The organism is Nostoc punctiforme PCC 73102, from assembly GCF_000020025.1.
GTDB lineage: Bacteria > Cyanobacteriota > Cyanobacteriia > Cyanobacteriales > Nostocaceae > Nostoc > Nostoc punctiforme.
Window position 1 is genome coordinate 7,771,701 of sequence record NC_010628.1, and the last position, 19,301, is coordinate 7,791,001.

The window sequence follows — 19,301 nt, forward strand, 5'->3', positions numbered from 1 at the left end:
TGTTAGCGTTATCCCAGCGATCGCCTATATTATCATTCGCTACTATAATTATCTAATTCAATCGGCTTCACTTCTACATCGAAATTGGGATCGAAAAAGAAGGGGAATGAAAGGCGGTGATTTTGGGACTGGTTTTGTACGCGATGAGGTGTAGAACGATAGAAACCTCCCGTCATTTTGTCTAGCATATCGCCGATGTTACAGACAAAGGAACCTGGAACAGGAGGCGCAGCAACCCAACCTGATTTGGATTTAACTTGTAATCCGCCTGAGTCGTCCTGTTTGAGAATAGTTAAAACCCCATAATCAGTATGTTCGCCAACACCCCATATCGGATTACCATCTGACGGTGATAAATTAGGAGGATAGTTAAAGATGCGAAACAACACTAGAGGATCTGAAGTATAACGATCAGCAAAGTAGGATTCTTCTAATCCCAAACTCATGGCTATACCAGTCATGAGAGTGTGTCCCAACTTTGTCATCGCCTCTATATATTCAAGTACTGTTTCGCCAAATTGGGGCATGTTGGCGGGGAAGAGGTTTGCACCATGCATAGGAGTACCAGCTTGCACTAGTGGGTGTTCGTCTGGGAGTTCAGTGCCAAAGTAAATACCTTCTTTCAAGTCAGGTTTACCGGATGTCAGTTCGCCACCAACGGGAAAATAACCTCGCCATGCAATACCTGCCAAAGCCATACGAATTTTAAGTTTAGTTTCCAAATCCTGGGCGAAAAACTGGCGGCTGAGTTCTTCGAGCCTCTGCTGCAAATTTTCGTCTACACCATGTCCGATAATATAGAAAAATCCCGATTCTCGACACGCTTGCCGAATCTGAGATGCGGCGGAATAGAGATTTCCTTTTCCAGAAACTAAGGCGCTAATATCAATAATCGGGAGGGATGAAAACTCTTTCTCCACAACTTGCAAGTTTTTCATGTTCAGCTTGGCAATATATATTCTTGGTTCCAGACTATTTGCCTATTCACATCAGTAATCTTCAACAGATTTAGTTTTTCCACCATACAACAATAATCTAAATCTAACTGTTGTGCTTCTTCTAAAGCCTGTAAGTATTGAACCCGATTTTTAGAAAATACTCCTAGCGTTAGATGTGGAACAAAGGCTGTATTCTCTCTGCAATATTCAGCTAATATACCCGTATATAAATCATTGTGTAATTTTATCGCATTTTCTTTTCCTTCTTGAACTGTAAGGAACAGATATTCATCCCATGATTTTTGAAATCCCTGTAGATGAATAGGAAAGATTTTCCATGCACTCAGGATATTTTTAATATGAATAGTAAGACGATCTTCGCCGATAAATCCGAGTAGGGGGAAGATTAGGGTGATATGCGGTTCAATTAAATAAAATTGCGGATCATATTTTTGCCTAATTTTATTAATTTGCTGTGTGTTGATATTTGGATAATATACGAGTGCATAAGGCATACTTATCAATACTTTATAAATTTAGGATAGCTGGATTATTCAAGAAGATTAATTGTGAGGCTAAAAAATGGGTGCAGCAAAATTAACAGAAAGATTTGAAGCGGCGTTAGTCTATGCTAATCGTCTCCACGCTAACCAGACTCGTAAGGTTAGCGGTATTCCTTATATTTCCCATTTGTTGAATGTGACGGCGCTGGTATTGGAAATGGGTGGGAGTGAAGAGGAAGCGTAGGCGTAGCTCGCCGCAGGCATCGCAGCTTTATTACACGATAGTATAGAAGACCAAGGTGGTAAACCCATTCGTGAGGACATCCGCCAACGTTTCGGCGAAACAGTTGTGGCAATTATCGATGGCTGTACAGAGTGGGATACACCACCGAAACCACCTTGGCAAGAGCGTAAGAATAGATACATAGAAAAGCTCCGTCACGCTTCGCCCTCAGTTCGGCGAGTTTCGCTGGCTGATAAACTACATAATGCTAGGTCTTTGCTGGCAGATTGGCGACAAACGGGAGATGTTATTTGGACTGAATTTAGCAGTGGTAAGGAAAAAACTTTGTGGTTTTACCAATTATTGGTGCAAGTATATCGGGAAACAGGTTCAGATGTGATGATAGAAGAGTTGGAACGAGTTATCAGCCAACTATCGTGAAAAAGAACAGTGGTATAGTTTAATTACTTAAAAAACGCGGTATCTCTCTTATCTCATGTCCTAATACAGTTCAGTTAAGGCTAAAATTTTTTATCAAAATCCATGTTTTAACGAACCGCAGAGGCGCAGAGCAAACAGAGAAAGGAGAAAAAATATAACAAGCCACTGCATTAACAATGCAGGGTATTGTCAAATGAAATTCGCTACGAATTAATGAAATACTTGACTAAGTAAAGCTTTAGGCAAAGTAAAAACTAATGGGATTAAAATCGCTGACCTGTAGTAACTTCAAATCTAACTTCTCCTTGGTCGCTAATTCCTAAGTCGCCTCGAATTAGCCCAAAGGGTGAGTTCAAGCGCAATCCTAAGCCGTAACCAAAGCCACTTCCAGGTTTGTCTCGCAAGACTCCTGGTTCTCCTAACACGGTTTCGCTAGACCCGAAATCTGAGGCGAGGTCAGTAAAGACAACTCCACCTATTGACTGGAAAATTGGGAAACGATATTCCACAGAAGCTAAACCATAACTCCGACCACTGGCAACTTTACCATAACCGTAACCTCTGACAGAATCTATTCCACCAATATTAAAAGCATCGGCTGGTGGAAAGTCTCCAATAGTTGTACCAATTTGTAAATTAATAGCCAACATTTCTGGATTGTTGGTTGGTCTACCATTACCTATCCAATTGACAGGGAAATACTGAATATAGTCTCCCCGTAAGCGGTTGCTGGAAATATTCCCCAGTCCAATGGGAATCGCTTGTTCTGTGCTGAAGGTGAGGATTGAGCCTTGAGTTGGATTGTCTCGGCGATCGCGTTGATCTCTAGATACGGCAAATGATACTGTAAATAAGTCATCAATTCCAGTACCACTCACAGATAGAGGACTCCCTAATCTATCGACCTGGACAACGTTATATTCTCGATCGCGTAGGCTAATTCTGGTATAGTTGAGAGCCACAGATGTATCCCACTCATCAAAAGCTCGTAAAAGCGCCACAGAACCACCAAACCTTCCTTCTCGCACTTTGTCACCGTTAGCCAATCTGATATCTTCGTTGAAGGTTCCCGATGTATTTCGATTACGAAAACCTCTAATGCTATAGCCTAAGCGGTTTGGTTCTTCTGAACGATAACGACTAGTAAATTGACCATCAAATTGGACATCTTTAGTGCTGAACTGCAAAATTGTATCTAATTTATCGTTCAGACCGCTAACATTTTCATCTTTATAACCCACCCGACCATATAGCCCAACGTCATCGTTATTACCGCCTCCTAAGATGAGAGAAGGGAAGCTACGCTCTTTGATTGCATAAATGAGATTAACACTGGAAGCATCTTCTTTAGGATAAACATTGACTTGATTAAATGACTCTAATCTCCTCAATCGTTGCAAGTCTGCTTGAAGTAAATCTTCACGGAATACTTGACCTGGTTTGAGTCTCAGCAAACCAATGATAAAATCTTTTTGAGTTCGCCCTTTGATTGGCAGACCTTTGTCATTAATAAAACGAATCTGGATATCTTTGACAATTTTTTGGGAAATTTCCAGCGTCTGGCTATCTCCTAAACTAACTCCAATATAATCACCATATTTGGCATACTCTCCCTCTATATGGATCGTAGCTTCTGGTGTCACAATCCCACTAGCCCCATCTTGAGTAGATGGTTGCGAGTCTGCAAGGGCCTCTGGATTTTTACCACCCACTAACATTACTGCGATCGCAACTACAGTTATTTGAACTCGCATATTGAAAATCCGTTAGTGTTATTAAGTTTACAGCATAGAGCGGATCTCTTGTGCGTAAGTTCTATATTAACCTTGCTATTGAGTATCCCAAAATTTTGTTGCTTGTTTCCCCAGTACTCAGTATAAGTTGTCAGACTGTTTTCAAATTGCGATGACCTCCGGTCGGTCGGAGACCATCGCCTCCGGCGGGCGGTTACACCATCACCCAATGCCACAAGAGGGTACAGTCTGAATACGGTTCGGTTAAAGGAGAAAAGTTTTGAATACATCCTTTACCCCTTACCCCTTCCCCAGACCACAAGGAAAGTAAAAAATGCTTATCCAAACCGTATTGGCCACAGTCTGGGAAATAAAACCTCTTTCCGAAAACTATGGCGGAGAAATACTCAGGTTTTAAGCTCGTGTTTGGCTTTTTTGTAGATAATTAGAGTGGGTAATTATATGGTAAATCCACCTCAACATAAAAAGCCATGAGACAAAAACCTAAACAACAAATGCGTATATGGGCGGTGTTGTGTCATTTCTCGGCTTTGTTGGGATGGATATTATTGTTTTTTTTAGTATTTATTGGCATTCCTTTATATTTACCTTTAAATCTTTTAGCTCCCCTGATCATTTGGCACTTTAAAAAATCACAATATCCTTGGATTGATTTCCAAGGTAAAGAATCTTTAAATTTTCAATTTTCTTTAACATTATATACTTTGATTGTCATAGCAATATCTTTACTTTTTTTGTTAACTAGCTTTGGTCTGGTGATGATTAATAATGGTTCGTCCAATGAAATAAAAAATATTTTAGACGGCTTGTTAATTGTACTGATGTCCTTAATTTTATTCAAACTCATATTACAATCGTTTGTAGTGACTTTTGCATCTGTAAAAGCTTACAAGGGTGAGTATTATCGTTACCCTTTTACAATTAGAGTTTTGCGATAATTGTAAAATTTATTACAAACAATAAAAATCACATACAATATAGGGAAAAATTATATGATTGGAATTGCGATCGCAGGCACTGGATTTGGTCAAAAAGTCCACATCCCTGGATTCCAAGCACATCCTCAAACTGAGGTAGTTGCTGTCTATCATCGAGATATAAATAAAGCCAAAGCCATAGCAGAATCCCATAATATTCCACACGCCTCTGATTCTCTGGCTGATATTGTGGCGTTACCAGAAGTGCAAGCAGTCAGTATCTCTACGCCGCCATTTTTGCACTATGAAATGGCAAAAACTGTACTACAAGCTGGGAAACATTTATTACTAGAAAAACCGACAACTTTAAATGCAGTCGAAGCTAAAGAACTTTATCAATTAGCGAAAGCAAAAGGTGTAATTGCGACTGTAGATTTTGAATTTCGTTTTGTACCAGCATGGCAGTTATTTGCTGAATTACTATCAGAAGATTATGTGGGTGAGTTGCGCCTAATCAAAATTGATTGGTTAGGTTCTTCTCGTGCTGATATTTCACGCCCTTGGAATTGGTATTCTGACAAAGACAAAGGAGGTGGTGCATTAGGATCTTTAGGTTCCCACGCCTTCGATTACATTCACTGGTTATTCGGGCCAGTCCAGAGATTAAACGCCCATTTAAGTACTGCGATTCCTGCAAGAGTTGACCCTGTTAGTGGAGAATCTAAGCTAGTAAATACAGATGACAACTGTATATTAACCCTGGAATTAGCGAATGGTACACCTTGCCAACTCTCTATCAGCGCGGTTGTTCATGCAGCAAGAACTCATTGGGTAGAAGTATATGGCGATCGCGGTACATTAATTGTAGGCAGTGAAAATCAAAAAGATTATATACACGGCTTTCGTGTTTGGGGTTCCCAGCCAGGTAAACCTCTAACGGAAATAGAAATACCAAATCGGTTAATTTTTCCCAAAAATTATGCTGATGGGCGGATTTCGGCATTTATCCGTGTAGTAGACCAATGGGTGCAGGGAATTGAACGCAATCAGGAAATTACACCATCACTGCGGGAAGGAATTTATTCTCAGTTGTTGATGGATTTATCCCATGAATCTCATACAAAAGCAAGTTGGGTAGATGTACCTAGCTTGGAAAGATTTCTTAGCAACTAGAGAGAAAATGAGCAAAACTCCCCGTATTCGTATCCCGCCGGAAGTCAAGAAATATGTTTTTGAACGTGACAAATATCAATGCCAAAGCTGCGGTAAAACTACTACAGAAACTCACATCAGTATTGACCATATCATTCCCCTCGCCCGTGGTGGTCAAAACGATATCAGCAATTTACAAACTCTCTGCCTTACCTGCAATCAGCAGAAAACAGACAATATTGATCCCCGCTTCCGGCGATATTTTCAGCTTTAGGCTATAATCGTGTGGGCTATTCGCTTCTAATTTCTATGCCTCTAAATCACAATAGCAATTCCCGAAGATTCCCCAATATTAAAACTACAATTCTTTACTTCTTCACCTTCATGACTGTTTTAGTAATAGCTTTTCCCTGGCTATATGAGGTTAAAACTAAAGCTGGGATCAACATATCACATAGCCGCCACGCAGGAACCTTTTTTGAGAAACATACCTTCGGACTCTTCAGGTGTGAGTGGCTTTATCCCTACCATTGCGATCGCTCCCAGGCTAGGTAAAGGAAATTAAAAAGAGAAGGGGAAAATTTTCCCCTTCTCTCTGTGTGAGATTTTTACCGTGCGTCCCTACATTTATCCCAACTGATTGGAGATCGCACTAACATCAACGGCTAACTTCTTGCCCAACTTGAGCAACTGAAGACACTGATTATCTCCTTCATTTCCAAGGCTAGTAATACACACCGGCGCTATTTGACTGTGCAGACAACTAAAGTATAGTTCCTGCGATCGCTGTAGGGAAATGTCAATATTTAGTTGATCCCCGACATCAATCAATCGCTCCAATAGTTGGATATCTGCATTAAAGCTACCATTGGCATCATGCAATAATTGCCAGAGCGATCGCGCAATTAACTGTTCTAACATCTGCTTACCGTCAGGAATATTCAGCCGACAACGCAGATGTTTTGCTTCAGTAGCGATCGCTTCCAATTCTAAGATGTGACTCCAACTCTTTTGGGAATCAGCGATATCTTGCTCAAGCGATCGCAATGTCATTAGACAGCGATGCCCTAAAGCAATATCTGCTGCCACCTGCAATTCTTGTGGTACTGCGATTTCATCTCGATGAAACGCCATCAGCACCCCATAATTATCACGGTAGGCTTGGGTATACAACTGTCCTAAGCGTGTCAGTGTTTCCTGACTAAGCAGCCGCATAATCCGGTGGCGTTCTTCAGCAAATAGATTTTGTAAGCTGAAAGCTTCTTCGCCAAATAGCTGTGTCATCGCCAAGATAGTATGAGCCGCACTAGCTTGTTTTAGTGCCCCAAACAGCTTTTCTTTTAATTGGCTGTAGTCACGCCGCCCGGTAAATTGTTGAATGCAGCAGTGGAAATCCCAGCCTCCCAAATGCAGAACCGCAAATACCAAATGCTCACTTTCCCAAGTGATTTCTGATACCAGCTTTAAATTTCCTACAGCCAGAGTTAGCGATCCCATCCGTTGCAGTTGGTAATCTAGCTCATTGGCAGCATAGCAATAAACTTTTTTGTGGTAACGCTGAGATTGTTTGTCAGCAACATCTTTTCTAGGCAAAGAATTGTGCGTCTGTGCTGGTTTCTGATTGGTAAATAGGGAAGTAATGGCGTAATGGGATGCTACTTGCTTAAAGCCAAGCTGGGCAGTTAACACGAGTTGCCGATAAATTTCTGCACCGTGTTTGAATTCATCGACATTACTGGGGGCTAAACCAAGACGTTTGACAAAGCCTTTTTCTAACTGTACGCCAGCCACTTCCCCAGCCAATTCCAAAGCACGGGCGGCATAGCGCAGAATTTGCGTTCCCTCTGGACGGGAAATTTCTTCAAAAAACCAACCGCAACTAGTGAACATCAATAAAGCGTGACGCTGCATTTCTAACAAGCGCAAAGCGTCTACTTGTTCGGCTGCGGTTAGTTTGTGGGTTTGATGACGGGCGAGGAAACGGTTGACATTGGTAGCAGAGCGATCGCGCATCACTTGGATATATTCATCTCGTGTTTGCCAAGGATCGCGAAATAACTGCCTACCATGTTCCTCATAAACCTCAGTTAGCTGATCCCGCAGCCAATTGAGGGCATCCCGCAAGGGACGACGCCATTTTTGATGCCAAACACCGCCTTCCCCACCGCAACCACAGTCATCTTCCCATCTGCCGACACCGTGGGCGCAACTCCAGGCTGTGACTGACTTCAATTCCACTTCCCAACTGGGAGAATTTAAGCTCAGATAGTGGGCGAAGTTTGTCACCGTCCAACCCTGTTGAGGAAACTCTTTAGTAAAGGCGTAGGCTAAAGTTTTCTCTGTTCCCTTCTTGTGATGTCCGAAGGTTTCCCCATCTGTCGCCACCGAGATTAACTGTGCCAGACGATGATCCCCACGCACTGCCGAACCGATACGTCCGGCAAAGTGACTGGAATTATAAACGACATCACTAAAACCCATGTCCCGCGATATCGGGCCATCGTAGAAGAAGATATCAATGTAGGGTAATTCTTCTGTACTACTATCGTTGGGGCTAGTGGCGAGCGCCTCCGGCGGGGCGTAGCCCAACGCACTCAGAGGTGAAGATGAAGTGTCGAGTGTCGGCTTCAAATAACAACGATAAGGACGGGTGGAATCAATCTGACTACCACCGACTTCGATCCATTCAGGATGAGGATGATCTGGAGTAGGGAGGGGGCGGCAACGCAGTGCTTGAGACGGTGCAAGAACAATGAAGCGAATACCTTCAGCAACAAGGGCTTCTAGGGTGGCGTAGTCTACAGCAGTTTCCGCTAGCCACATCCCTTCGGGATCGCGTCCAAAGCGGGAGCGGAAGTCTTCTTTACCCCAGCGAATTTGGGTATGTTTGTCGCGCTCGTTCGCCAGAGGCATGATGATGTGATTGTATACTTGCGCGATCGCATTGCCGTGACCATGCAAGCGTTGGCTACTCTTAGCATCCGCCTCTAAAATCCGCTGATAAACTTCCACATCGTAGCGTTCTAGCCACGACATCAGCGTCGGCCCGATATTAAAACTAAAATACTCATAATTATTGACGATCCCCACCACTTCACCTTGGTCATTTAAGACTCTGGCAAAGGCATTCGGGCGATAACATTCCCAATGAATCCGCTCATTCCAATCGTGGAAAGGTGCAGCGCTCGGTTGGCGTTCAATTGCGTCCAGATAAGGGTTTTCCCTTGGTGGCTGGTAAAAATGACCATGCACCGTCACATAAACACCATTAGCCTTTCTCAGGGGATCGGTTTCTTTGGTGTTATTGGGATCTGAATGTAATGTTAACGTTGAGCCAGAGCTAGCTGGCATTTCAGCAGCAGAAGTCATGTATATTTATCCAAAACAAAAAACTTGCAGTTGCACCGAAATCATTGTGCATAAACCTTTCTCCAATGGTTTTTACACAAAATCCGGTATAAACAACAACTATGGAATCTAACCAAATTTTTGACAAATCTTTCTCATTGTAGTGGGAAATCTGCGTTATCGCACAGCCCTTTCCCTGAAGGCTCAAATATAATTAGCCATTGAACAAAAACTCAGTTAGGGGTTTCCTCGTTAGCAGCGCCAATTAAAATTTTAATTGTCTTTTAATATATTAAACCCCATTCTTGGTGTAATATTTTGGCTCAAATTCATACTTTTGCAACAAAAGATTACAAGAACTCCTTAAATCGCAATCTTATTTTACATACGCTGTAGTGAACTGAAAACAGTACAATTTCTGAATTGGTCTACAGGTGGTTGAGAGTATCCTATGGGAGTGATGAGTGAAAGTAATTTTTAATTCAACACTCCAATTTAAAATTTAGGATTGCTCGCTGTGAATGATACCCTCAACCCAAAAGAACAAATGTCAACCAAAAACATTATTCTTTTCGTTTTATTACTGTTTATCCCAGTTTCCCTAGTAGCCCACTTTCTGGAGTGGGGAGAATTAATAGTTTTCATTACAGCTGGATTAGCAATTCTGCCCTTAGCAGCTTGGATGGGTACAGCCACAGAAGAAATTGCTGTGGTAGTTGGGCCATCATTGGGGGGCTTGTTAAACGCCACCTTTGGCAATGCTACAGAACTAATCATCGCCCTAGTAGCGCTGAACGCTGGGTTAATAGATGTCGTCAAAGCCAGTATCACGGGATCGATTATCAGCAACTTACTACTGGTAATGGGTTTTTCCATGCTTTTGGGAGGACTCCGCTACAAAGAACAAACATTTCAGCCAATTGTGGCGCGGGTGAATGCTGCTTCAATGAATTTGGCAGTGATTGCCATTTTGATGCCAACAGCGATGAACTATACCTCTCAAGGAATTAACGAACAAACACTGCAAAATCTTTCTATTGCTGTTGCTGTAGTATTAATCCTGGTTTATGCTCTAACGCTGCTATTTTCAATGAAAACCCACTCCTATTTATATGACGTGGGTGTAGCGGAGATAGAAGAAGAGGAAGCCCCTCATGCTAAACCAAATATGATGTTGTGGGTTAGTGTGCTATTAGTATGTACTTTACTAGTGGCACTTGAGTCAGAAATGTTGGTCGATTCTCTGGAAGTGGCCACATCTCAGCTAGGTTTGACGGCGCTGTTTACAGGGGTGATATTGGTTCCCATCGTCGGTAACGCAGCTGAACACGCCACAGCAGTCACCGTGGCGATGAAAGATAAGATGGATCTTTCCCTTTCTGTAGCTGTGGGATCGAGTATGCAGATTGCTCTATTTGTCGCGCCCGTGTTGGTAATAGCAGGGCGGGTATTGGGCCAACCAATGGATTTGGATTTTAAACCTTTTGAATTAGTTGCTGTAGTTGTGTCAGTGTTGATTGCCAACAGTATTAGTTCTGATGGGAAGTCCAATTGGCTCGAAGGCACTTTATTATTAGCTGCTTATACAGTATTAGGCTTTGCCTTCTACTTCCATCCAGTTATGGAAAGTATGGGATAGTTTAGCAGTGCGTAGGCGTAGCCCGTCGTAGGCATCGCACTTGATGATTTTAGATTCTTTTGTTTCATCGTTCCTCCACCTGGTTTTCCCTCTTCTGCGTGGCACAAATCCAAAATCTGTTAATTACACTCTTTTGCCTGGGACAGGAGAAAATAAGAACATATAAGAGCGATCGCCTGTATGAGCTACTGCCTTAATCCCCATTGTCCCAAGCCTGAAAATCCTAATGATGTCAAGTTTTGCCGGACTTGCGGTTCTAAGTTACTCCTTAAAGAACGTTACCGTGCTATCAAACCAATCGGACAAGGTGGTTTTGGCAGAACCTTCTTAGCTGTGGATGAAGATAAACCTTCAAAACCACGCTGTGTAATTAAGCAATTTTATCCCCAATCCCAAGGCACTAACACTCTTGCAAAAGCCATAGAGTTATTTAACCAAGAAGCGGTGCAGTTAGATGAATTGGGTAAACATCCCCAAATTCCCGAACTCCTGGCATATTTTACCCAAGAAGACCGCCAGTATCTTGTACAAGAATTTATTGACGGGCACAACTTAGCCCAGGAATTGGCACATAGAGGTGCTTTCAATGAAACGCAAATCCGGCAACTATTAAATGATTTATTGTCAGTTTTACAATTTTGTCATGCTAGACACGTAATTCACCGTGATATTAAGCCAGAAAATATTATTTTACGTAGCGGCGATCGCAAACTAGTATTAGTAGATTTTGGTGCAGCTAAATCTGCCATTGGCAACGCCTTAAATCAAACTGGTACTAGTATTGGTAGCCCAGAATATGTTGCCCCTGAGCAAATGAGAGGTAGAGCTGTTTTTGCCAGCGATATTTACAGCTTGGGTGCTACCTGTATTAATTTATTAACTCAGCGATCGCCCTTCGATTCATACGATATCAACAACGACACTTGGGTTTGGCAGCAATATTTGAAAACTCCCATTAGTAATCAGTTGAGTCGCATTCTCAACAAGATGCTAGAAAGCATTCCCGTTCGGCGTTATCAAACAGTAGATGAAGTTCTCAAAGACTTAAATCAACATTCGCAAGTAGCAGCCACGCCAGCGATAAAGCCAAAGCCTATCCCTCAATCACCACCCAATTCTCCACCCGCTTTTGTATCGCCATCTCCTAGTCAAATCGATCTAGAATTAGAGGAAATGAAAACTCAATTTTTGGGTGGCAACAAACCTCAACCAAATAAAATACAACCACCAATTTCCACATCTCAGCCGACGAGTAAAAACGAAATAGATCAAGAATTAGAAGAATTAAAAGCCAAATATCTTGGTAATAATCCTTAAAATCAATAAACAGTAGAGAATTGCTATTATCTTTATCTCTTCCTCTGCGTTCTTTGCGCCTCTGCGGTTCTAGAAAAAAAGTGGCTCTGAAACTCAGAGCCACTACTAAATCTGTATTTTGAAACTGACTAACCTTTCACAATATTCTGATACAGATGTGCAAAAGCTTACTTACCAGCTTCAGCAATAGGTACCCATTCAGTATGGAAACTTCCGGGCTTATCAAGACGCAGGTAGGTATGTGCGCCAAAGTAGTCGCGTTGTGCTTGAGTTAGATTTTGAGGCAAGCGATCGCGGCGATAGCTGTCAAAATAATCCAAGGAGGCGCTAAATGCGGGTACTGGAATTCCAACTGTTGCAGCTGTCGCAATCACTTCCCGCCAAGCAGTTTGTCTGTCAAGAATTGTTTGCTTAAATTCGGGAGCTAACAGCAAGTTAGGCAAAGCTGGATTTTCGCTAAAAGCCTTCTTAATCTTATTCAAAAAGCGAGCGCGAATAATACAACCACCTTTCCAAATCCGCGCCATCTCGCCCAGATCCAAATTCCAGTTATATGTTTTTGAAGCTGTGGATAGCAACGCCATCCCTTGAGCATAAGAACAGATTTTTGAGCAATAGAGAGCATCACGTACTTTATTGATAAAGTCTTTAGTTTGCCCGTCATACTTGCCACTGGGGCCAGTGAGGACTTTAGATGCTGCAACCCGCTCATCTTTAATCGAAGATATAATCCGGGCATTAACTGCTGCTGTAATTGTAGGAATAGCAACTCCCAATTCCAATGCAGTTTGTACAGTCCAGCGTCCAGTTCCCTTTTGACCTGCTGCATCAACAATCAAATCCACCAGGGGTTTATTTGTTTCTGGGTCAATATATGGGAAGATATTCTTCGTAATTTCAATCAAAAATGAATCGAGTTCATCGGTGGTATTCCATTCAGCAAACACATCATGTAGCTGACTGGGGTTTAATCCAGCGACATTTTTCAGCAAGTCGTAGGCTTCAGCAATTAGCTGCATATCGCCATACTCAATGCCGTTGTGTACCATTTTGACATAGTGGCCAGAACCACCAGGGCCAATGTAGGTTACACAAGGGCCATCATCGACTTGGGCAGCAATTTTGTTGAAAATTGGTGATAGAAACTCGTAAGAGCTTGTTGTACCTCCAGGCATCAGAGATGGGCCATTCAGCGCCCCTTCTTCACCACCACTGACACCCATACCAAGATACCGAAGCCCAGCGGGTTCTAATTCCTGAGTGCGTCGTTCCGTATCTTCAAACCAAGAGTTGCCACCGTCGATAATGATATCGCCTTCCTCTAACAAGGGTTTGAGTTGAGCAATCACCGCATCCACTGGCTTACCAGCTTGCACCATTACTAGAATTTTGCGGGGACGTTCCAATAAGGCAACGAATTCTTCTAGAGTAAAGGCGGCTTTGACGTTCCGTCCTGTAGCACGCTGCGCCATAAACGCATCCGTTTTTTCTCGGGAGCGGTTGTAAACTGCAATTGGGAAGCCATTGCGCTCTACGTTTAGAGCGATGTTCTCACCCATAACGGCTAATCCAATCACACCAAAGCTTTGTAGTGTCATAAAAAATTTCTGGCTAACTCTCTTGCAGATCCTTTTACTTTAAGGGTAGTCCGATATTTTCCGTTCTCCCCTAAAGAAGACCTTAAGAGTTGAATAAAGGGCAAAAATCCACAACTAACACGGCTAATTAATTTTAAATTGTATCTAAATCAACAATTGACTGACAAAATTTGCAAAATTGAAATAGTCAAAGGACGCAGTAAGGAGTAACCAAATAATGCTGGCATTTGTCCTAGCTTTGGTGGTCGGTATTGGTAGTTTAGCCATTTACATAGCAGCTTTCTTTTTTCCAGAAATCCACCGCAAGAATGACTTTATATGGAGTGGTGTAGGACTATTCTATGCTTTAGTCTTATGGGTGTTTGCACCACGCATTACTGGAGGTTTGTTGCTGGGTCATGTGGCTAGTGTGGCTCTTTTGGTCTGGTTTGGCTGGCAAACTCTATCATTACGTCGCCAATTGACCCCCCAGGCACAACAAACCCAAGTACCCAGTGCTGAGACAGTAAAAACTGGCATTCAGGAACAAGTAAATAAGTTCTCCCTTCAGGAACGGCTGGGCCAGTTGCAAAAAACTCTTGTTAGCACCTTCAGTGGCGCGAAAGATAAAGTGCAACAGACTGTAAGTAAAAAGACACCCACAACTCCTAAACCAGAAGACATTACCTCTGTACTAGCAGAGAAACCTACTGTTGAGATTATCGACAAAACTACTGCTATACCAGAGAAACCAGCAGAGGAGACAGTTACTACTGACACCGAAGCCAAAGCCGAGAGTGTACCGGAAGCGATTCCACCACATCCCCCATCTCTTGAATTGGTGGAAGCAGCGCAACCAGATTTTGAAATTGAGGATAAGCAACCGATTCCTGTAGAACAAATTGCGCCGGATGCGGTACTGGCTCCCCCGGCGGAAGCACCACCTGAAGAAATACCCCCTAATCAAGGTAGTTGAATGCAGTGAAACCCAACGTTAACCTAATATAATGTTGGGTTTCACTATTTCCATCAGCAAGTTCTGGGTTTACCTCAGTAAATGCGAATGTAACTTTATCAACCATGTGTTGCTGCTTTTTTTTCTGCTAATGCCTTCGCTAAAACAGCAGCAGCTTCAAAATAATTATATAAGCGAAGACTTTAATAAAAAATTTAGATAAGTTTTAGAGCATAGTTTGGGGAATGCTCGCGATCGCAGTACCATCAAAATATATAAAAGCATATAGAGATTGCAATATCAGAAAAAGCCTCGCCTTCTATGCTATGAGCGATCGCACCTTTGAAAGTACAATTAGGGCTATTTTGGGCTTTATCTAACAAGATTCCTAGCTTCTGCAAAGAAGCCAGGAATCTAAGCTTTTCAGAACGGAAGGCGATCGCACTACCATTAGACGAAAAAACGTTAATTTATAGTCTATTAACGTAATCTTCAACAGAAAAGTTATTCAACTCTGGCGCGGAGTGCAGGAGATGGAAAGAGACTTCCAAATCCAACTTGTCGCTCATTTAAGGGTTCTAGAGAATCGTTCCAAAGACTTTCATAATAAAAGAAAGTTACGCCTAGACCGCGTTCTTGAGCAGCCCGCACTTGAGACTTAATTTGCTGCATAGGAACTGGATTATTTCGTAACCCCGTCATAATACCAATTCCAGTTGGAATTATTTTTTGGGCTTCTTGAATTTCTGAGCGAGAAATATTAGCCACAAAACTTTGCAGATTCGGACGATAAACTTGCACAATTAACTCGTCTACAATATTTTGCCGTATCCAACTCAGCCAGTCTTGCAGGTGAAACTTGTAAGCAAAATCATAGTAATTAGGAGAAACAGAGAAAATCGCCTGGGGTTTTCTCTGCTTCACGGCTTGGTTAAGTTGTACCATGAACGCCGTAATTTTATCTGCCCGCCACTTTACCCATGCTGCATCTTGGGAATTTTTTGGGGGAGCATTTTTGGTTTCTTTGGTGTACAAAGCAACTGTATATTGGTCGTAGCCAAATTCTGCGGGCAAACTCATGTGATCGTCAAACTGAATACCATCAGCATCATATTGAGTGACAGTTTCCAGCACGAGGTTGGTGATGAACTGTTGTACTTGCGGAAGGAACGGATTCAGCCACATAACTTCACCAGCCGCACTGATAGAAGTTTGGCTACCATCCCGCTTTTGTGTGAACCAATCAGGATAATTCAGTGCTAGTTCTGACGTTGGGGGAGCCATGAAACCAAATTCAAACCAGGGAATCACTAGCAATCCTTTGCGATGGGCTTGGTTAATCAAGTCGGCAAGAATATCATGTCCATCTGAACCTTTGTAGATAAAAGGTTGGATACCTGCACGTTGTGCGATCGCACTGGGATACATCACATAACCAGAATTCCACACCACAGGATAGATTGTGTTGAAGTTCAGCCGTCGTAATTGACTCACGGCATCTTGCACTTTATCCCGATTTTTGAGGGTGTCAAAATCATTGGTGGTCATCCAAACCCCGCGAATTTCTTGACGGGGTAACTGTGCGATGGCAGGAGTAAAACTATCTACCAGTAATACCGTAATAAAGGATATTAAAATGAGAATCGGAAAAAGATACTTAAGTAGTCGCCGCCAACTTTGAATAATAAAAAGTGATTTCATAAATTGGAATGATGCATTAGCTACCCACACACGCCATTGCTCGCTTTTACGATTAAATCTACTAACCATTAGTCTACAAGTATTTATGCTTAGTACAGGGTTGATGAGTTGGTAGTTGTTCGTTCCCTGCTTATGGAACTTTTGCACCAGAAAAACTAAAGCAGACAATATTAAGATAGTTGACGCAGCTAGTAAGCATTTGTGCCCAATAGAGATTGAAATAGACAATAGGACACTTGTACTGATCAGTTCAACTCTTCTATTTGGCTAGTTCTGGGCATCGCAAGCTCGCGGTTAGATGTTGTATTTGGTGCAGACTATCGTAGAGAAGTATTAGTTATATTCCATCTCCCTCCAAGACTTCCAAAAAATAAAATTACAAATATTGTATAGAAATGATAATAACTGATGTATGAACTTCCGCTAATAAGTTAATGGAAATTTTGATAAATAGGAGTTAAGCTAACGACTCAAGTAAAAATACTTTAGGGAATTTAAACTACTAAATTTAATCTCAAATTTTATTATTTATTTGAACTGAATTCTGAAATATAAGTTTTTTCTGTAACTCTTATAGAATGATTTAAATTATCTTTAATATATTCAAGGATACTTTGAGCAACATGCTCTGCAAGCTTAACTGGTACAGCATTCCCTATCATCTGCTCAAGGTCTGTTTTTGTCCCTTCAAAAATAAATGTTTCAGGAAAAGTCTGCAAATAGCTTCTTTCAATTGTAGTCAATGGGCGCAAATTTTCTGTAACGTTTACTGGATCTTTAGGGTGCTTTTTATAGGTTTTAGGAATAGGACGATTAACTCCTCTTACTGTTGGGCTAGGTTCATCAATACTAAAAATTCCTCTTCTTTGGTAACTTCTTGGATGTCTGTAGTAATATTGAATTTCTAATTTATTTCCCAGATAATCTCTAATGGTCATTGGCTTGTCTGCCAACCTTTTTTTCAGGTAAGGTTCCAGACCTTCGTCTTTTCCTTGTAACTCTCCAAAGCAAAAAAATCTTTTTCGCTTTTGAGGGACACCGCACAAACTCGCATCCAAAATTATTTCACTTAAACCATATCCAGTATTTTTGAATATTTGTTTAACCTCTTTATATTTATTACTTTTACGAAATAAGTCTACGTTCTCTATCAAAAACCACTGAGGAAGAACACTTGTAACTATCTCGGAAAATACAATACTTAAATCTCCTCTTCCTAAATTTTCATCGCGTTTGCCTGCGCTAGAGAAGTCTTGGCACGGTGGTCCGCCAATAATAATTTCAGGACATATTTCTCTAAAAATTTGATAGTTTTTCCTTAAATTATTAAGATCATAATCAAAAATTTCATGGCTAAAGTTTTTTTGATAAACATCTATAGCTGGTTTCCAATTATCAAATGCTGCTACAATATTAAAACCAGCATTTTGAAACCCTAAAGATAACCCTCCACAACCAGCGAAAAGGTCTACAACTCTAAGTGAAGAGTTTTTGGTATAATCTTTATATTTTTCTTTCATACATTTATATGTTTTTTAATACTTCGTCAAATATCTCTGGATTACTTAAAATAATACCATCAAATCTTCTTTCAGGACTTAAGTAATTTTGTCCTCCACCTAAAATAATATTCCCAATCTCTTCTTTAGTAATTCTAGGTTTAATCAATTCATCACAAATCATATAAGGATGAGTATTTAATCCACTTGATGCAAAAGCTTTATCATTCTTAGTATGATACGTCAATATGTCAATTATTGATGCGTATGGTATTTTACCATTTGTGGCAAATTCATATAACATTTTTGCCAGCCATATTACAGTTCGCGTATGACGTTGAATACTTTCTGCCCCAATTAGTAATTTTTTTGTAACATCAAAAAATAACCTAGTAAAACCAAAATCACTCCAAATAAATATATCTAAACAATTTTGGTATAACTTTGATGTTTTACCAACAGTTTTCCATATTGGTTGCATTACTAATGGAGACTGCATTTCTATATGATCGTAAAGTAAATTATCTAGACTCTCTGTCAATCTTGAAATATAAGGAAGTATATTACTAATACTAATCCAATCAGTAATTTCACTACAAACAGGATCAAGATATTTAAGTATTTGTTCTCTAGAATCTTTAAATTTGTCAGCAATACTTAATGCTAGATACACTATGGTATCTGGACGAGTAACAATTTCACAACCATATTTATGATCGGGTAGGCGACAAGTTGAATTATCTGGTAATGCTGTTAATTTAATTTCTATGCTACGCAAGCAAATATCACCATTAGAAGTATTTAATGTAACTAAGTCTACTCGTGGTAATCTTCCTATAACTAGTTTTCTATAAGGAAGATAATCGCTTTCAAATGCAAAAAATAAGTTAGGAGATAGTGGTGTAATACCAAAAATATCGGTTACACCAATTTTCCCATGTTTAATCTATAGGTTTTTATCAAGAGTTAAATAGACTAGTTGTAGGCCTTGACAGTGCATATAGCAAGCTAGTGAAGCAGGAAAAGAATTATTAAATTGATTTTTCCCCCAACTATTAGCCTGAGAGAAATCTCTGTTAGATTTAGCTAATCCAAAAAGACCAGGTTGTACTGTATTTTGATTCATTAGTTTCTTTATTGCATACTCATTTAAATAGCATCTTCCGCAATTAGTGATTTTGCCTTGACACTATCTATTATGGATATATTATGTGTATGTCATCAAAAATTATCATTTTAGTGTATATACTTAAAGCAATGTATTGAATAATGCTTTTAAAATTACTAACTTATTCAACACCCCAACTGTGTCACAATAGAGAACTGTAATAAGAAAA

At 40.8% G+C, this 19,301-nt stretch carries 14 protein-coding genes and 2 pseudogenes; 8 read left to right on the forward strand and 8 right to left on the reverse strand.

The features are described 5' to 3' along the window. Positions 1–32: 32 nt before the first annotated feature. Positions 33–938 (reverse strand): isopenicillin N synthase family dioxygenase, encoded by a 906-nt coding sequence (locus tag NPUN_RS31970; RefSeq protein WP_012412511.1) that lies wholly within the window; start codon positions 936–938, stop codon positions 33–35. 2 nt (positions 939–940) lie between these two features. Beyond that, a complete protein-coding gene (locus NPUN_RS31975; protein WP_012412512.1) occupies positions 941–1,453 on the reverse strand; it encodes a 2'-5' RNA ligase family protein in 513 nt (170 codons plus the stop codon). 67 nt (positions 1,454–1,520) lie between these two features. On the opposite strand from NPUN_RS31975, the pseudogene NPUN_RS31980 reads away from it, so the two are divergent. Beyond that, a pseudogene (locus NPUN_RS31980) lies at positions 1,521–2,105 on the forward strand (HD domain-containing protein). Positions 2,106–2,368: 263 nt separating this feature from the next. On the opposite strand, the gene NPUN_RS31985 reads toward NPUN_RS31980, so the two are convergent. Then, positions 2,369–3,859 (reverse strand): BamA/TamA family outer membrane protein, encoded by a 1,491-nt coding sequence (locus NPUN_RS31985; protein ID WP_012412513.1) that lies wholly within the window; start codon positions 3,857–3,859, stop codon positions 2,369–2,371. Between the two features lie 470 nt (positions 3,860–4,329). On the opposite strand from NPUN_RS31985, the gene NPUN_RS31990 reads away from it, so the two are divergent. The 4 genes from NPUN_RS31990 to NPUN_RS43760 are packed head-to-tail and all read left to right on the forward strand — an operon-like array spanning position 4,330 to position 6,483. Further along, positions 4,330–4,797, forward strand: coding sequence for a DUF4870 domain-containing protein (locus tag NPUN_RS31990; protein ID WP_012412514.1), 468 nt, complete (start codon positions 4,330–4,332; stop codon positions 4,795–4,797). A gap of 54 nt (positions 4,798–4,851) precedes the next feature. Continuing rightward, on the forward strand, positions 4,852–5,949 hold the full coding sequence (locus NPUN_RS31995) for a Gfo/Idh/MocA family protein (RefSeq protein WP_012412515.1): 1,098 nt from the start codon (positions 4,852–4,854) through the stop codon (positions 5,947–5,949). Positions 5,950–5,956: 7 nt separating this feature from the next. Further along, on the forward strand, positions 5,957–6,202 hold the full coding sequence (locus tag NPUN_RS32000; protein WP_041566529.1) for an HNH endonuclease: 246 nt from the start codon (positions 5,957–5,959) through the stop codon (positions 6,200–6,202). A 35-nt stretch (positions 6,203–6,237) separates the two neighbouring features. Beyond that, positions 6,238–6,483, forward strand: coding sequence for a hypothetical protein (locus NPUN_RS43760; RefSeq protein ID WP_012412517.1), 246 nt, complete (start codon positions 6,238–6,240; stop codon positions 6,481–6,483). Positions 6,484–6,555: 72 nt separating this feature from the next. On the opposite strand, the gene NPUN_RS32005 is transcribed toward NPUN_RS43760, so the two are convergent. Beyond that, a complete protein-coding gene (locus NPUN_RS32005) occupies positions 6,556–9,297 on the reverse strand; it encodes a DUF3536 domain-containing protein (RefSeq protein WP_012412518.1) in 2,742 nt (913 codons plus the stop codon). A 526-nt stretch (positions 9,298–9,823) separates the two neighbouring features. Here NPUN_RS32005 and cax point away from each other — a divergent pair. Continuing rightward, complete coding sequence (gene cax, locus NPUN_RS32010) at positions 9,824–10,915, forward strand: calcium/proton exchanger (protein WP_012412519.1); 1,092 nt, start codon at positions 9,824–9,826, stop codon at positions 10,913–10,915. 180 nt (positions 10,916–11,095) lie between these two features. Then, on the forward strand, positions 11,096–12,232 hold the full coding sequence (locus NPUN_RS32015; protein WP_012412520.1) for a serine/threonine-protein kinase: 1,137 nt from the start codon (positions 11,096–11,098) through the stop codon (positions 12,230–12,232). A 167-nt stretch (positions 12,233–12,399) separates the two neighbouring features. On the opposite strand, the gene gndA is transcribed toward NPUN_RS32015, so the two are convergent. Next, positions 12,400–13,830 carry an NADP-dependent phosphogluconate dehydrogenase gene (gndA, locus tag NPUN_RS32020; protein WP_012412521.1) on the reverse strand — a complete coding sequence of 477 codons (1,431 nt, stop codon included), beginning with the start codon at positions 13,828–13,830 and terminating at the stop codon, positions 12,400–12,402. A 217-nt stretch (positions 13,831–14,047) separates the two neighbouring features. On the opposite strand from gndA, the gene NPUN_RS32025 reads away from it, so the two are divergent. Beyond that, positions 14,048–14,785: a Ycf66 family protein gene (locus tag NPUN_RS32025; RefSeq protein ID WP_012412522.1), complete on the forward strand. Its 738-nt coding sequence runs from the start codon at positions 14,048–14,050 to the stop codon at positions 14,783–14,785. Between the two features lie 483 nt (positions 14,786–15,268). Here NPUN_RS32025 and NPUN_RS32030 read toward each other — a convergent pair whose 3' ends face one another. From NPUN_RS32030 to NPUN_RS32040, 3 genes and pseudogenes are all read right to left on the reverse strand, one after another. Further along, on the reverse strand, positions 15,269–16,465 hold the full coding sequence (locus tag NPUN_RS32030; RefSeq protein ID WP_041566530.1) for a glycoside hydrolase family 10-like protein: 1,197 nt from the start codon (positions 16,463–16,465) through the stop codon (positions 15,269–15,271). A 524-nt stretch (positions 16,466–16,989) separates the two neighbouring features. Further along, complete coding sequence (locus NPUN_RS32035; RefSeq protein ID WP_012412524.1) at positions 16,990–17,985, reverse strand: DNA cytosine methyltransferase; 996 nt, start codon at positions 17,983–17,985, stop codon at positions 16,990–16,992. A gap of 4 nt (positions 17,986–17,989) precedes the next feature. Beyond that, positions 17,990–19,090 (reverse strand): annotated as a pseudogene (locus tag NPUN_RS32040) (HindVP family restriction endonuclease). Positions 19,091–19,301 lie beyond the last annotated feature (211 nt).

What these genes read in the sequence shown, in the direction of transcription:
- NPUN_RS32030 (WP_041566530.1), bottom strand. Translation starts at nt 16,465, where the DNA reads ATGAAATCACTTTTTATTATTCAAAGTTGGCGGCGACTACTTAAGTAT.
- NPUN_RS32015 (WP_012412520.1), top strand. Translation starts at nt 11,096, where the DNA reads ATGAGCTACTGCCTTAATCCCCATTGTCCCAAGCCTGAAAATCCTAAT.
- NPUN_RS31990 (WP_012412514.1), top strand. Translation starts at nt 4,330, where the DNA reads ATGAGACAAAAACCTAAACAACAAATGCGTATATGGGCGGTGTTGTGT.
- NPUN_RS32000 (WP_041566529.1), top strand. Translation starts at nt 5,957, where the DNA reads ATGAGCAAAACTCCCCGTATTCGTATCCCGCCGGAAGTCAAGAAATAT.
- NPUN_RS32035 (WP_012412524.1), bottom strand. Translation starts at nt 17,985, where the DNA reads ATGAAAGAAAAATATAAAGATTATACCAAAAACTCTTCACTTAGAGTT.
- NPUN_RS43760 (WP_012412517.1), top strand. Translation starts at nt 6,238, where the DNA reads ATGCCTCTAAATCACAATAGCAATTCCCGAAGATTCCCCAATATTAAA.
- gndA (WP_012412521.1), bottom strand. Translation starts at nt 13,830, where the DNA reads ATGACACTACAAAGCTTTGGTGTGATTGGATTAGCCGTTATGGGTGAG.
- NPUN_RS32025 (WP_012412522.1), top strand. Translation starts at nt 14,048, where the DNA reads ATGCTGGCATTTGTCCTAGCTTTGGTGGTCGGTATTGGTAGTTTAGCC.
- NPUN_RS31975 (WP_012412512.1), bottom strand. Translation starts at nt 1,453, where the DNA reads ATGCCTTATGCACTCGTATATTATCCAAATATCAACACACAGCAAATT.
- NPUN_RS31985 (WP_012412513.1), bottom strand. Translation starts at nt 3,859, where the DNA reads ATGCGAGTTCAAATAACTGTAGTTGCGATCGCAGTAATGTTAGTGGGT.
- NPUN_RS32005 (WP_012412518.1), bottom strand. Translation starts at nt 9,297, where the DNA reads ATGACTTCTGCTGCTGAAATGCCAGCTAGCTCTGGCTCAACGTTAACA.
- cax (WP_012412519.1), top strand. Translation starts at nt 9,824, where the DNA reads ATGTCAACCAAAAACATTATTCTTTTCGTTTTATTACTGTTTATCCCA.
- NPUN_RS31995 (WP_012412515.1), top strand. Translation starts at nt 4,852, where the DNA reads ATGATTGGAATTGCGATCGCAGGCACTGGATTTGGTCAAAAAGTCCAC.
- NPUN_RS31970 (WP_012412511.1), bottom strand. Translation starts at nt 938, where the DNA reads ATGAAAAACTTGCAAGTTGTGGAGAAAGAGTTTTCATCCCTCCCGATT.